10 protein-coding genes are annotated in these 12,712 nt (G+C 45.5%); 5 read left to right on the plus strand and 5 right to left on the minus strand.

Annotated features, from left to right (window positions below):
- Positions 1-89: 89 nt before the first annotated feature.
- Positions 90-2,186: a methyl-accepting chemotaxis protein gene (locus NDJ01_RS00535; protein WP_258586067.1), complete on the minus strand. Its 2,097-nt coding sequence runs from the start codon at positions 2,184-2,186 to the stop codon at positions 90-92.
- 578 nt (positions 2,187-2,764) lie between these two features.
- On the opposite strand from NDJ01_RS00535, the gene NDJ01_RS00540 reads away from it, so the two are divergent.
- The 3 genes from NDJ01_RS00540 to NDJ01_RS00550 all read left to right on the plus strand — a co-directional run bounded on the left by NDJ01_RS00540 (position 2,765) and on the right by NDJ01_RS00550 (position 5,738).
- On the plus strand, positions 2,765-3,442 hold the full coding sequence (locus NDJ01_RS00540) for a response regulator transcription factor (RefSeq protein ID WP_048625732.1): 678 nt from the start codon (positions 2,765-2,767) through the stop codon (positions 3,440-3,442).
- On the plus strand, positions 3,439-4,740 hold the full coding sequence (locus NDJ01_RS00545) for a HAMP domain-containing sensor histidine kinase (RefSeq protein ID WP_258586068.1): 1,302 nt from the start codon (positions 3,439-3,441) through the stop codon (positions 4,738-4,740). The genes NDJ01_RS00540 and NDJ01_RS00545 overlap by 4 nt, the downstream gene beginning before the upstream one ends.
- A gap of 101 nt (positions 4,741-4,841) precedes the next feature.
- The gene (locus NDJ01_RS00550) at positions 4,842-5,738 is read left to right on the plus strand and encodes a 1-aminocyclopropane-1-carboxylate deaminase/D-cysteine desulfhydrase (RefSeq protein WP_258586069.1); all 897 of its coding nucleotides are present in this window, start codon (positions 4,842-4,844) and stop codon (positions 5,736-5,738) included.
- Positions 5,739-5,777: 39 nt separating this feature from the next.
- Here NDJ01_RS00550 and NDJ01_RS00555 read toward each other — a convergent pair whose 3' ends face one another.
- A complete protein-coding gene (locus NDJ01_RS00555) occupies positions 5,778-6,320 on the minus strand; it encodes a hydrolase (protein ID WP_258586070.1) in 543 nt (180 codons plus the stop codon).
- Between the two features lie 150 nt (positions 6,321-6,470).
- Positions 6,471-7,331, minus strand: coding sequence for a LysR family transcriptional regulator (locus NDJ01_RS00560; protein WP_005376746.1), 861 nt, complete (start codon positions 7,329-7,331; stop codon positions 6,471-6,473).
- Between the two features lie 99 nt (positions 7,332-7,430).
- On the opposite strand from NDJ01_RS00560, the gene NDJ01_RS00565 reads away from it, so the two are divergent.
- Together NDJ01_RS00565 and NDJ01_RS00570 are read left to right on the plus strand one after the other, a co-directional pair.
- The gene (locus tag NDJ01_RS00565; RefSeq protein WP_258586071.1) at positions 7,431-8,495 is read left to right on the plus strand and encodes an HlyD family secretion protein; all 1,065 of its coding nucleotides are present in this window, start codon (positions 7,431-7,433) and stop codon (positions 8,493-8,495) included.
- A 9-nt stretch (positions 8,496-8,504) separates the two neighbouring features.
- Positions 8,505-9,524, plus strand: coding sequence for a DUF2955 domain-containing protein (locus NDJ01_RS00570; protein ID WP_258586072.1), 1,020 nt, complete (start codon positions 8,505-8,507; stop codon positions 9,522-9,524).
- 635 nt (positions 9,525-10,159) lie between these two features.
- Here the strand turns inward: NDJ01_RS00570 and NDJ01_RS00575 are convergent.
- Both NDJ01_RS00575 and NDJ01_RS00580 read right to left on the minus strand, forming a co-directional pair.
- Positions 10,160-11,188 (minus strand): methionine synthase, encoded by a 1,029-nt coding sequence (locus tag NDJ01_RS00575; protein WP_258586073.1) that lies wholly within the window; start codon positions 11,186-11,188, stop codon positions 10,160-10,162.
- A 30-nt stretch (positions 11,189-11,218) separates the two neighbouring features.
- A complete protein-coding gene (locus NDJ01_RS00580) occupies positions 11,219-12,193 on the minus strand; it encodes a DUF1852 domain-containing protein (RefSeq protein ID WP_258586074.1) in 975 nt (324 codons plus the stop codon).
- Between the last annotated feature and the right edge of the window lie 519 nt (positions 12,194-12,712).

Genomic DNA, 12,712 nt, shown 5'->3' on the forward strand with positions numbered 1-12,712 from the left:
ATTAAAAAGGGCTCCAGAGGTAACTCTGGAGCCTTTTTTTTGTGAGAAGTAAACGTTTTAAGTTGGGTTAAACTCTCTCACTTACTTGATTAAGACAACTTGAACTTACTCAACTCACCGTGAAGATCACTGGCTTTTACTGTCAGTTCATTGCTGATCGCTACAGAAGATGACATGGTATCCATCACTTCCATCGCCGTATCATTAATCACAACCACATTACGGTTGATCTCTTCTGACACCGAGCTTTGCTCTTCTGCCGCTGAAGCGATCTGATTATTCATATCATTAATCACTTCAATAGCTTGGTTGATTTCGGCCAACGCCAACTGCGCTGCTTGTGTTTCTTCTTTGGTATCCACCGCTTGCTTCTGGCTTTGCTCCATTAACAGGACGATTGATTGCGTTTCTTGCTCCAAACGAGCCAACATTGCACGAATTTCTTCTGTCGAGCCTTGTGTGCGCGTTGCAAGGTTGCCGACTTCATCGGCTACCACAGCAAAACCACGACCCGCTTCACCAGCACGCGCAGCTTCAATCGCAGCGTTCAGAGCCAACAAGTTGGTTTGATCGGCAATGCCACCAATCTCACTCAGAATCCCCTGAATCGCCGTGCTTGAAGCCACCAAATTCTGCGTCTGGTGCTGTGCATCATTCACTTGCGAAGCGAGGTTATCCACCGCGCTTGCAGCATTGTCCATACGCGACATGCCATTCGCACTATTGCTTTGAACTTGGCTTGCCGCCGCTGCTGCTTGTACCGCAGAATTTGCCACTTCTTGTGCGGTTGCGCTCATCTCATTAATCGCCGTTGCTAGCGAGTTGACTTCGTTCACTTGAACGTTCAGTTGATCTCTCGAAGCTGCCGCGCGAGCTTGACCTTCACTTGCACTTTTATCGACTTGATCCGCCGTCGCCATTACGGTTAAAAGCATTTCCTGAATGCGAGCGAGGAAGGTATTAAACCAGTGCGCCAGTTGGGCGGTTTCGTCCTTACCTTTCACCTCAATGCGGTAAGTTAGGTCACCCTCGCCTTGTGCTGCGTCTTTAAAACGCTCCACTAAGTTAGTTAACACTTTGCCCAACGAGGTCGCGATCATCGTCATCGCAACAATACCAATCAGAGCCGCAATAATCCCTGCCCACACTCCCTTTTCAAGAGCTTCTGCACTTTGTTCTTCACTCCATCGCTCGTAGTCATCCACGTTCTTTTTAAGGAAGCTACTGGGAACCGACACCATAACGATCCAAGGCGCATCGCTGGTTTCAATTGCAGTAATCGCATACTCATCCCCGCCAAACGTCACAAGGCCTGCGCCCTTTTGTTTCGCAATGGATTGAATACGAGCCCATTGAGACGCCAATTCATGAGAGACTTTTTTGCCCACTTGATCCGCTTGGCTGCTGTTCGCCAGTGTGATGCCTTTCCACGAAGAAATCAGAATACGGCCTTGTCCATCAAACAAGTCGCTCGCGTAATCTTCACTTTGGCTTTGTAACTCGTTCAATGACAAATCAAAACCGAGAGAGCCTATGATCTCGCCACGTAACTTGATTGGTTGGCTGATGGTCGTGATCAGTTCTTGTTTGCCGCGAACCGGATACATGTACGGTTCCATCACGAACGTTTTGCCCGTTTCGAAAGGCATCAAGTGCCAATCGTCTTTACGCTCACCGTTGTTGTTTAATTCAGTATTGCTAAAGCTATCCATCGCCACGACATCAAAACTGTTGTGCGAATTTGGCGAAAAGAATGGTGCTAAGTAGCCTTCGCTATTAAAGCCAAGGCTTTTGTCTTGAATCGTTGGCTCAACCCACGATGGCTTTTCCCATACCATGTAACCAGCAAACACAGCTTTGTTCTGAGCTTCTAGCGACGCAATAAACTGTTTAACAATAATGTCTGGCGTCGCGGTCGTCTCTGCGCTTAATTCGATAATTGAACGCGCTTGCTTTAAGTTCGCCAACACTGGTTCTAACTGGTTGGAAATATTCAGCCCTTGCTGAATCGCCGTATTACTCAGGTCGGTCGTGGTGGCTTCGGTCAGTTGAGATTTTACTTTTGTAGTGATTTGTTCATTCACTTGAGTGAACGCATTGGTTGTCATACCCATTGCAATCAATAGAGTGAAGGCCATTGCCCCACCCGCACTGACAGCAATTCGAGTGCGTATACTGTTAAACATGATCGCCTCACAAATTGATTTTTATCTGGCATTAAGCATTGGAAGGATCATGGATTTTAAACAAGTAAAGTTAATGGAAAGCTTTCATTTATGAACAGAGCAAGAACAGAAAATGTAGTTTTATTAATAAAAATAAAATAATGCAGATTTTCGCTTATACATGAAGCCATTGATTTAATTGAATTATCTCAAAAAGGAGAATCTAAGCGTTTGTATTTAAAAGCAATAGCCATAATTAAAAAAGGGACTTAAGAGAAGTAAGAACTTTTTCTATGAGTGGGTCAGTAAAAATCAGTAATTACTAACAATGTGCTCAAGGTCACATTAATAATTTAGTATCTACATGTTTTATATAGAGTTAACAGAATCAAATAATCCACCCCATTTATACATCAAGAGAAATTGATAGATATGAACAAAAGATCGTAGATTTACTTGGATAATAAGACGGTATTCAAGCTAGACATTGAAAACCGACACAAAGGTGAGAAAATCATCGTCGACAACTTTTTCACACCTATAGTGAATAATGTTCGTTAAGATCAACATTCGAATTTATCGAGATTGGATAAGAATAAATGAAGCGTGTACTTTTGGTAGAAGATAATCGTGAAATAGCGGGAATGTTGTTTGATTATTTTGAGTGTGCTGGCATGCAGCTGGATTATGCCGACAACGGTGAGCTAGGCTTAAAACTGGCGATGGATAATGCGTTTGACATCATTTTGCTCGACCTCATGCTGCCGCGCATGGATGGCCTAACACTGTGCAACAAGCTACGCGATGCAGGTAATAACACTCCGGTGTTGATGCTGACAGCACTTGATAGCCGAGACGACATGCTCAAAGGCTTCCAACACGGCGCCGACGACTACCTCACCAAACCGTTTGATCTCGATATTCTTGAAGCACGCATGACTGCATTGATTAAACGCTACCGCGGTACGGTTGCATCAACCAAACTCCAGTATGGCGAAGTGTCTATCGATCAAAAAACGCATCAAGCCTACCGTCAAGATAAGCTGTTGGCGTTGAATCCAACCACGTACACGATTCTAGAAATGCTGGTGAAAAACGCGCCAGAAGTGGTCACACGTGAGGAGATTGCTTTCCGATTATGGCAAGAAGATGAGCCAAATAACGATGTGTTGCGTAGCCATATTTATCAATTGCGTGGGCAGCTCGACAAACCATTCAAAGAGCACGTTTTGAAAACTATTCCAAAAGTCGGCTTCCGATTGGAGCCCGGGGCATGATTCGCCGCTTATTTAACAATACACAAAGCTTAACCGGACGCCTTGAACTCTTCTTCCTTCTAGTGTCGGTTGTGATTGGCTTGCTATGCTTCGCATTGGTTAGCGGAGCGCTATTATGGTCGGAAGATCGCGTCGGTGAACGACGCATTATGATCGATAAAAAAGAGGCGATTGAGCACTTTCGAAACCATCCTGATAGCGGAATCATCAAACTAGATTTACTGACAACGGCATACAACGACATCAATCTCGTCCCTGAGCTCTATCAACCCTTCATTCAAGATAAAAAGTACTTTCTCGCTGAAGTTGCTGACGAACCAGACACTCGCATGATTTACATGAGCACCTACACGCAAGATGGAGAGGAACATCCTATTATTCTGATCTCTCTGATTGATGAGATAGAAATTACATCTAACGAGTTCATGTTTGTTCTCGTTATGGTGCTTGCGGTTGTAATCGGGTTACTTTTGATTTTTGGCAGCCTATTATCGAGACTTTCTCTGCGTCTCATTGAACCTGTTAGTGCCCTAAAAACGCAACTGGACCGCCATCAAGGTGACACCACACAAAAATTTGTTGTCCCTGAAGGCTCTGCAAATGAATTCCAAACGCTCGCAAATCAGCTTAATGAATATCGACATCAAATCAATCAAGTGATTAAACGTGAACAAGCTTTTGCACGATATGCCAGTCATGAACTGAGAACTCCGCTCACAGTGATGAAAGGTTCAAGCAGCTTGCTAGCCAGAAGCCCAAGTACGTCATTTCAAGAACGTCAGATTGGCCGTATTCAAGATGCAACTCAGCAGATGTCGACCATGGTTGATGCTTTGTTGGGTTTGGTTCGATATGAACGCAACACCGACGACAGCCCCGTTCGAACCCTCTCAGAGCAAGAGCTTCACAACATCTTGGCTCTTAGCCAAGCGCAAGCCGATGAAAAGTCGTTGGAATTTAATGTACAGATATGGGGTCACCCGCAAACCAAAGCGACCACCGCGGTACTCAACATTACATTGAGTAATTTAATTCGCAACGGCATTGCAGCCACGTCAGCGGGAACAATTCATATCACCATGACCGATACCACACTGTCGGTGAGAGATGAAGGCGAAGGCTTCTCTTCCGTGCCAGATGCCGAAGGCCATGGTTTGGGACTCATGATTGTGGACGACTTATGCCGACGCTATGGCTGGCAATTCACTATTGATACACATCCAAATGACGGCTGCGTGGCTACTATCGATCTTTCAACCGAGGTAACTGATGGCGAGTCGCAAGACGAAGAAATGTAGAACACAAGATCTCGATACTTTTGATCTTCATTCAATAACGGGTACACTGTGCCACCTTTTTAAATGGCAAAGGTGACACGGTTTATTCCGTCAGCATCGACATGAAACTCTCAGAAAGTCCTATCACCCAACATAGCTTTAATGGGCGCAAATTTTTCCTTAAACGTGACGACATGCTCCACTCCCACTTTTCCGGGAACAAAGCACGTAAGTTTATGACGTTAATGGAAGAGCAAAATCCCGATATCACCACGTTAATAAGCTTTGGCTCCGCTCAATCTAATGCCATGTACTCGCTAGCGGCTCTCGCCCAGATTAAAGGTTGGGCATTTGAGTTTTGTGTTCATCACATTCCATCTTGGCTAAAAAGCTCCCCCATCGGAAACTATCGCGGCGCTCTCGATTTGGGTATGAAAATCACCGCCATGCAAGACATAGGTAGCGAACTCCACCCTAGTGAATACATCCACCAAGTACGAAGATTAGATGAGTCGACATTGCTGATTCCAGAGGGTGGACGTTCCCACCTCGCTGAAGCTGGCATCAAACAGTTAGCACGAGAAATTCTTGATTGGACACGATTGAGAGGTAAAGAGCAGTTTACCGTCGCCCTGCCATCAGGCACCGGCACGACCGCTTTATATCTTCATAAACATTTAAGCCCACACGGCATAGAAGTGCTAACTTGCCCTTGCGTAGGCGATGCAGATTACTTAACTGAGCAGTTCAACCAGCTCGGTGAAAACAGCCACCCAACCATTTTAACCGTGCGCAACAAACACCATTTTGGTCGCTTGTACGAAGAAGATTACATCACATGGAAAGCGCTCTTTGAGCAAACCGACCTCGAATTTGACCTGTTATACGACCCGTATATGTGGCAATGCCTCACCCCTTGGTTGGAAGAGAACACAGATAAAACGGTGATTTACATTCACCAAGGCGGGTTACTTGGCAACGAGTCGATGTTGCCAAGATATCAACGAGAATTTGAATAGCGTGTTCAAATAAAGTTGTTGCTGATTACAGTGATTACACTATTTGATGAGCGCCAGAATTTCTTTGAATTCAGGTGCTAGGCAATCTTCGACCATTTCATACAAACACATTTCTAGCCCAGTGAGCACCACACCGTTAGCGGTTAGCTTCGCAAGAGCGAGCGCTTTATTGGCAGCGGTTCGGGAAGATACACAATCCGTGACTAATTCAACGCGATAACCGGACTGGCGCAGAGAAACCGCGGTTTGATAGACGCAAATGTGGGATTCAATACCGCAAACCAACCAGGTATCAACTTTCGCGTTCTCCACCGCGACCTTAAACGTCGCCTCTTTGCAACCATCAAACGTGTACTTGGTAATAGGTAAATGCGTGCTTTCAAGCACTTCACGAATCGGCTTCGCGGTTGGGCCCAACCTTTCTGGATTCTGTTCTAGCCACACAATAGGCAAATCTAGTGCTTTGGCACCCTTTACAAGTTTCGTGATATTTTCAATCAGTGAGTCACTTTCATGCATTAATGTAGCGAGTTTGCCCTGAACATCCACCACAATCAGGCCCGTGTTTCCTTTCGATAACATTTCCATCTCCTATCTTGTGCGACCACAAACCATATTCAATAAGTTGAGCAACAGTTAATGTATCAGAACCCTTTCATGTTAGAGCAATAAAACCTAGAAAGATGACCTTCGCTCACACATTTGCCCTTAGGTAAGGGTGGTTTGAACTGACTATTTAAATTTCTCTCGAATTAGTTCAATCAAGGCTTTGACTTTATTGGGCAGAAATAAGGCCGAGGGATAAATCAGAGTAAGATGCTGCTTCGGATGCGCGAATTGAGGCAGCACCTCGACCAACAAACCGTCTCTCAGTGCAGGCTTGGAATGAATTTGAGGAATAAACGCGATGCCGTTTCCTGCTATCGCCATCGAGCGCAGCAAGTTGAGGTCGTCCGAGCGCAACGCCACATGCAGATCTGAATCGAGCAAATCGGCATTGTAACGATTAGTTAAAAGGCGATGCTGCTTAAGATCTTCCACCGTTTTTACTGGCGGATGCGATTCTAGATAGGCTTTTGACGCAACAAAGTGACTACGATAAGGCAAAAGACTGAACTGCACATAGCTGTCATCGGTGACTTTGACCACGCTCGGAAGAAGCTGTAAATCAAACGATTGACGCTTAAGATCGACACTCTCTTGATGGTTTTCAATCTCGACCGAAATCTCCGGATACCGCGTTGTGTACTCGGTGATGATCGCGTTAAACGCGGCAGAGCTCATCAATGCGGAAGGAATGGCTAAACGCACCTTGCCCGTCAGCTCTTGTTGATATTCGTGCATGGCATTTAAACCTTGCTGAATATGGTCAATAGGCTGCCCCACCAACTCAAACAAGCGTTTCCCGTGCTCCGTCAACTCAATGCTGCGTGTTGTGCGGATCAAAAGCTGTACCCCGAGCGATTTCTCTAATTCTTGCAGGCGACGACTCACTTTTGAGCGTTGTAGTTGATTCGCCTCTGCCGCTGCACTTATACCGCCGTGAACCACCGTCTGAGTGAATAGGTAAATATCATCAAAACTAACGTTCATTGTCCTATTTTTAGGTCACTTATGTTCGTATTATCATTCTACTGAATTGTGCGTGACTTCTCTATAATCCGCTATCCAATATGTTTAACGGAACTTGTAATGACGGCTGACCAAAAATTCAAACACTGGATGCGAACTTTGATTGTCCTGTTCATCGTACTATTTTTGTACATTATCATTGCTGACCGCCACGCCCCCATAACGACCGAAGGACGAGTGCAAGGATACGTTGTCCAAGTCGCGCCCGAGGTATCTGGTAAAGTGACCGACGTTCTCATCGAGAATAACCAGTCCGTTCAAAAAGGCGATGTGTTGTTTACGATTGATGATCGTAAATACAAGATAGCGCTTGAACAGGCGGAGCTGTCTCTGCAATCCGCTTATGAAAAAGAAGCAACGCTGTATTCTCAACGCGAAGCCGCTCTTGCCAATATTGCCCGCGCACAAGCAACATTTGATAATGCACACCGCGAATACAACCGCTTACTGACGTTATCGAAGCAGAAAGTCATCTCTCAATCGACACTCGATAATGCCTTTGCCCAAAATCAGGTATCACGCGCAGCGCTTAAAGCAGAACGACAAAACTTAAAAGTCATTGAGGCGCAATTAGGCGATCAAAAAGGTCAAAGCACCGCCGTTCGAATTGCCAAAAACGGCATCGAAAAGGCGCAACTTGATTTGGCAAATACCGCGGTACTCGCTCCCAGTGATGGTGTCGTGACCAACCTGCAACTAGAAGTTGGCACGATGGCAAACACCAACATGCCATTGCTGACATTTGTACCAACAGGATCACTCTGGGTAGCCGCTGATTTTCGTGAAAAGTCCGTCGCGAACGTAGACAAGACTTTCCACGCCTTGGTCACATTTGATGCCAACCCAGGTTCGGTGTACGACTTTGATTTAGCTAGCCGCGATTACGGTGTAGCAGCCGCACAACAAACGCCTAATGGCGCACTAACCAAAGTGGAAGTGAACAACCGCTGGGTACGTGATGCACAGCGTACACGAGTGAACCTAACCAGCAGCGAAGAGTTACCACCAGCACTGTTTGTCGGCTCTCGCGCTACCATTGTTTTGTACCCAGACAACAACATTTTCTGGCAGTGGATGGCGCAAGCACAGATTCACCTCGCAAGCTGGTTCCACTTCATTTACTAGGCGGCGACAATGAAAACCTTACGAATTTGGTTCGGCTGCTCTTTAGGGCTTGCGCTAAGCATGGTCTTCGGTTGGTCTTACGGATTTTTTGCCATCATGATGCCGTTGTTTATTTTGGGCAGAATGGACCACTTTAATCTTTCGGCTTTATTGATCGTGTTTTTCTCTGCGGTGTGGACAACCATACAAGCCACATTTTTGCTGGAATACTTGCAGTTTCATCCAACATTAATGACCGTTGCCGTCGGAATTATGATGCTGTTCAAGTGCATTGCAATGATGAACCAGAAAGCCTATTTGTTTGGTTACATGGGGTTGTTGGTGGGTTCAATTGTGTTGAACTTTGCCAGCTATAACTTCATGGATATTGAAGAGTTCAACGTCAACATGTGGGTGATGGCGTTCAGCAATATTTTTGTTTGCGCATTCGCGTATTGGTTGTTCCCGGAGCCAAAATCCTCCGCCGAGCACATTGAGATGTCGACCCCAGTGAAAAGCGATATTGACTACATCAGCCAAGTTGCCATGGGTTGGGTAGTGGCGATGGCGGCGTTTATCGTATTCCAAGTAGCGGACTTATATGACTCGTTATCCGCACAAGCTTCCATTTTGATCATCCTAACCCCAATGACTTTAGCGGGCTCGCTCGCCATGGCAAAAATTCGCATCATCGGCACCGCACTAGGCTGCATCGCAGGGATGGTTGTTCAGCTCATATTGGGCAGTTGGTATGGGCATGGGCTACTCTTTTGGCTCGCCTTTACCATTGCCATGGGGCCATTCTGCTTGTGGCTCACAAAGGGGCAAATTAAAGCGGCTATCGCGTTTTCTGCCATGTCTGCCCTATCGGTTCCGCTGACGACCTCATTGGTGCCAGAACAAAAAGACGCGTTCTTTTCAATCTTGTACCGTTTCAGCTCGATTTTCGTTGCGGTTCTGCTCACCGCGATGGTGATGTGGGTGGTGCATCACTGGATTCGTGTGATGTTGCTAAAGCATCCTGAGATGAGGAATGTGGAGTTGAATTAAGCCTTGGCCGAGGGCTGAAAACGGAAAACAAACTATGCCGCTCACTTTACTGCGAGTTACTGCGAGCGGCATTTTTATTTAAAACGGTCATCCTAAACATCGAGGAACGAGCGTGATTCAGGATCTACCCACCGAGAGCTTTGAAGTTCCTAGCTTATCGCCATCTCCCAGCGAGTTGTTAGCAGATTCCTAGTCTCGTCTAGACTCGCTGGAATGACCCAACTTTGAATACAAGCCAAATAGTTGAGTACGTGAGTAACGTATCTCTTAACAACCGTCATACTGAACAACGAGGGACGAGGTGATTCAGGAGCTACCCACCGAGTGCTGTGAAGTTCTAAGGTTATCGCCATTTTCCAGTGAGTTGTAATCAGATTCCTAGTTTCGTTTAGACTCGCTGGAATGACCCAATCTTGGATACAAACCAAATAATTGGGTATGTGAGTAACGTATCTCCCAACATCCGTCATCCTGAACAACGAGGGACGAGGTGATTCAGGAGCTACCCACCGAGTGCTGTGAAGTTCTAAGGTTATCGCCATTTTCCAGTGAGTTGTTAGTAGATTCCTAGTCTCGTTTAGACTCGCTGGAATGACCCTAACTTTAGTTTATGGTGTCGAGCCCAAGTCTTAATATCAACCCACCAACTCTTTACGAATGATCTCCGCGCCCGCACTTAGCGCATTAAGCTTAGCGCTCGATACTTCACGAGACAAAGGCGCCATACCGCAGTTGGTACATGGGTAAAGCTTGTCGGCATCAACGTATTTCAATGCCTCTCGCAGTGTATTCGCCACTTCTTCTGGCGTTTCAATTTCGTTGGTTGCAACGTCAATCGCACCAACCATCACTTTCTTACCGCGAATCAACTCAAGTAACTCAATAGGCACTCGTGAGTTATGACATTCGAGCGAGATAATATCGATATTCGATTGCTGCAATTTAGGGAATACTTCTTCGTATTGTCGCCATTCAGTGCCTAGCGTTTGCTTCCAATCCGTGTTCGCTTTGATGCCGTAGCCATAGCAGATATGCACCGCCGTTTCACATTTCAGCCCTTCAATCGCACGCTCTAAACATGCAATGCCCCACTCGTTCACATCATCAAAGAACACATTGAACGCAGGCTCATCAAACTGAATGATGTCGACACCTGCCGCTTCAAGCTCTTTCGCTTCTTGATTGAGGATCTTTGCAAATTCCCAAGCCAGCTTTTCACGGCTACCGTAATGATCATCATAAAGCGTGTCGATCATCGTCATAGGGCCTGGCAGCGCCCACTTGATAGGTTGCTTAGTTTGCTGACGCAAGAACTTTGCGTCTTCAACAAACACGGGCTTTGTGCGGCTTACTGGGCCAACCACCGTCGGAACACTTGCTTCATAACGGTTGCGAATGGTCACCGTTTTACGGTTTTCAAAATCTACGCCGCTTAAATGCTCAATAAAGGTCGTCACAAAATGTTGGCGAGTTTGCTCGCCATCACTGACGATATCAACGCCTGCCAGTTCTTGTTCTTGCAAAGCGACACGTAACGCATCGCGTTTGCCATCAATCAGTTCTTCACCTTGGAGTTTCCACGGTGACCAAAGTTTTTCTGGTTCTGCCAGCCAAGAAGGTTTTGGTAAGCTGCCAGCCGTTGAAGTCGGTAATAGTGTTTTCATCGTCATTCCTTTCTAGATTCTCGTTGTCAATTACGCGTAGTTTGCAGACCATTGTTCAAGCACAGATTGATAAGGTTTGATGAAATACTCCTCGGCAAATTTCCCTTGTTCAATCGCCAGTTGGCTGCGCTCTTCTCGGTCGTAAACGATTTGAGTTAGCGAGTGGTCTAGGTTTTTTAGGTTTGGCTGGTAGCAATTACCGGCAACCGCGTTGGCATTGTAAATCTCAGGTCGGTAAATCTTCTGGAATGTCTCCATCGTGCTGATCGTACTGATAAGCTCTAGGTTTGAGTAGTCGTTCAGCAAGTCACCGAAGAAATAGAATGCCAATGGTGCGACACTGTTTGGTGGCATAAAGTAGCGCACCTGTAAGCCCATCTTTTTGAAGTACTGCTCCGTCAACGAAGATTCGTTCGGCTGATATTCAAAGCCCAAAACAGGATGTTGATTTTCGGTGCGTCGGTATACTTTGTTGTCCGATACGCTCAAACAAATCACAGGCAGCTTTTTGAAATGCTGTTTGTAAGACTCAGAATTAACGAAAGCTTTGAACAGTTTACCATGCAAATCACCAAAGTTCGCAGGGATGCTGAACTGTGGCTGGTTTTTGTTGTGGTCCAACAGCAAAACGCTAAAGTCGTAATCACGCACGTATGAAGAGAAGTTGTTACCCACAATGCCTTCGATGCGCTCGTTAGTGTTGTGGTCAACAATGTTAGTTTTGAGCACTTCAATCGTTGGGAAGGCTTCTCCACTGCCTTGGATACCCATATCAACAGAGATGATTTCAAGCTCTACTGAGTAGCGGTCACCTTGCGCGTTATCCCAATATGCCAACGCATTAAAACGATTGTCGATCATTCGGAGTGCATTGCGCAGATTCTCTCGGCGGTAGTTTCCGCGAGCCAGATTAGCAAAGTTGGTAGTGATTCGCGTGTTGTCTGATGGTTGGTAATTCTCATCAAAGCGAATGCTTTTGATAGCAAATGTGAAATCGTTATTCATCGTGAGTTGGTATCCTATTTCCTTAGATAAAGCAGACTTTTCCTAACTCTGTGCATGGGGACATTTTTGTTTTTTGGTTTTCCCAATCGTTAGGTTCAACAGCACTTACGACGAACAGTTCGTTCTAAAAATGACGGTCGCAGTGCCTAACACTAGAGCAGTCCTTTTTATACTTGCTTCACGAGTTGAGTAATATTGGTATTGCTTCACATTGAACATGAAAGAAATTCATAGTGGGAGTTCCAACCCAGAGGGCACTATCGTAGATACTGTTTTTCATTGACACCAATACACGTAACTTGGCGAGCATATTGCCAATATGTGTAATTAAGAAACTGATAAGGGATTAACAGTACGTAAACCAGTTTTAAGCCTAGAAAACGCATTGTATAAACGAGACGCTACCTGGAATATAGGACAGCGTAGCTTAAATAGCACTTTTCACACTCCATAATTTATTCAAGCATTCGTTTAATTAAAAGCACCTTACATTTTATATCCTCGGAAAGATGATTATTT

Source organism: Vibrio sp. HS-50-1, assembly GCF_024747315.1.
Classification (GTDB): Bacteria; Pseudomonadota; Gammaproteobacteria; order Enterobacterales; family Vibrionaceae; genus Vibrio; species Vibrio diabolicus.

Bases quoted from the DNA above. Each gene is read 5' to 3' on its own strand.
- NDJ01_RS00555 (WP_258586070.1), bottom strand. From the start codon at position 6,320: ATGTTATCGAAAGGAAACACGGGCCTGATTGTGGTGGATGTTCAGGGC.
- NDJ01_RS00580 (WP_258586074.1), bottom strand. From the start codon at position 12,193: ATGAATAACGATTTCACATTTGCTATCAAAAGCATTCGCTTTGATGAG.
- NDJ01_RS00535 (WP_258586067.1), bottom strand. From the start codon at position 2,186: ATGTTTAACAGTATACGCACTCGAATTGCTGTCAGTGCGGGTGGGGCA.
- NDJ01_RS00575 (WP_258586073.1), bottom strand. From the start codon at position 11,188: ATGAAAACACTATTACCGACTTCAACGGCTGGCAGCTTACCAAAACCT.
- NDJ01_RS00560 (WP_005376746.1), bottom strand. From the start codon at position 7,331: ATGAACGTTAGTTTTGATGATATTTACCTATTCACTCAGACGGTGGTT.
- NDJ01_RS00540 (WP_048625732.1), top strand. From the start codon at position 2,765: ATGAAGCGTGTACTTTTGGTAGAAGATAATCGTGAAATAGCGGGAATG.
- NDJ01_RS00565 (WP_258586071.1), top strand. From the start codon at position 7,431: ATGACGGCTGACCAAAAATTCAAACACTGGATGCGAACTTTGATTGTC.
- NDJ01_RS00545 (WP_258586068.1), top strand. From the start codon at position 3,439: ATGATTCGCCGCTTATTTAACAATACACAAAGCTTAACCGGACGCCTT.
- NDJ01_RS00570 (WP_258586072.1), top strand. From the start codon at position 8,505: ATGAAAACCTTACGAATTTGGTTCGGCTGCTCTTTAGGGCTTGCGCTA.
- NDJ01_RS00550 (WP_258586069.1), top strand. From the start codon at position 4,842: ATGAAACTCTCAGAAAGTCCTATCACCCAACATAGCTTTAATGGGCGC.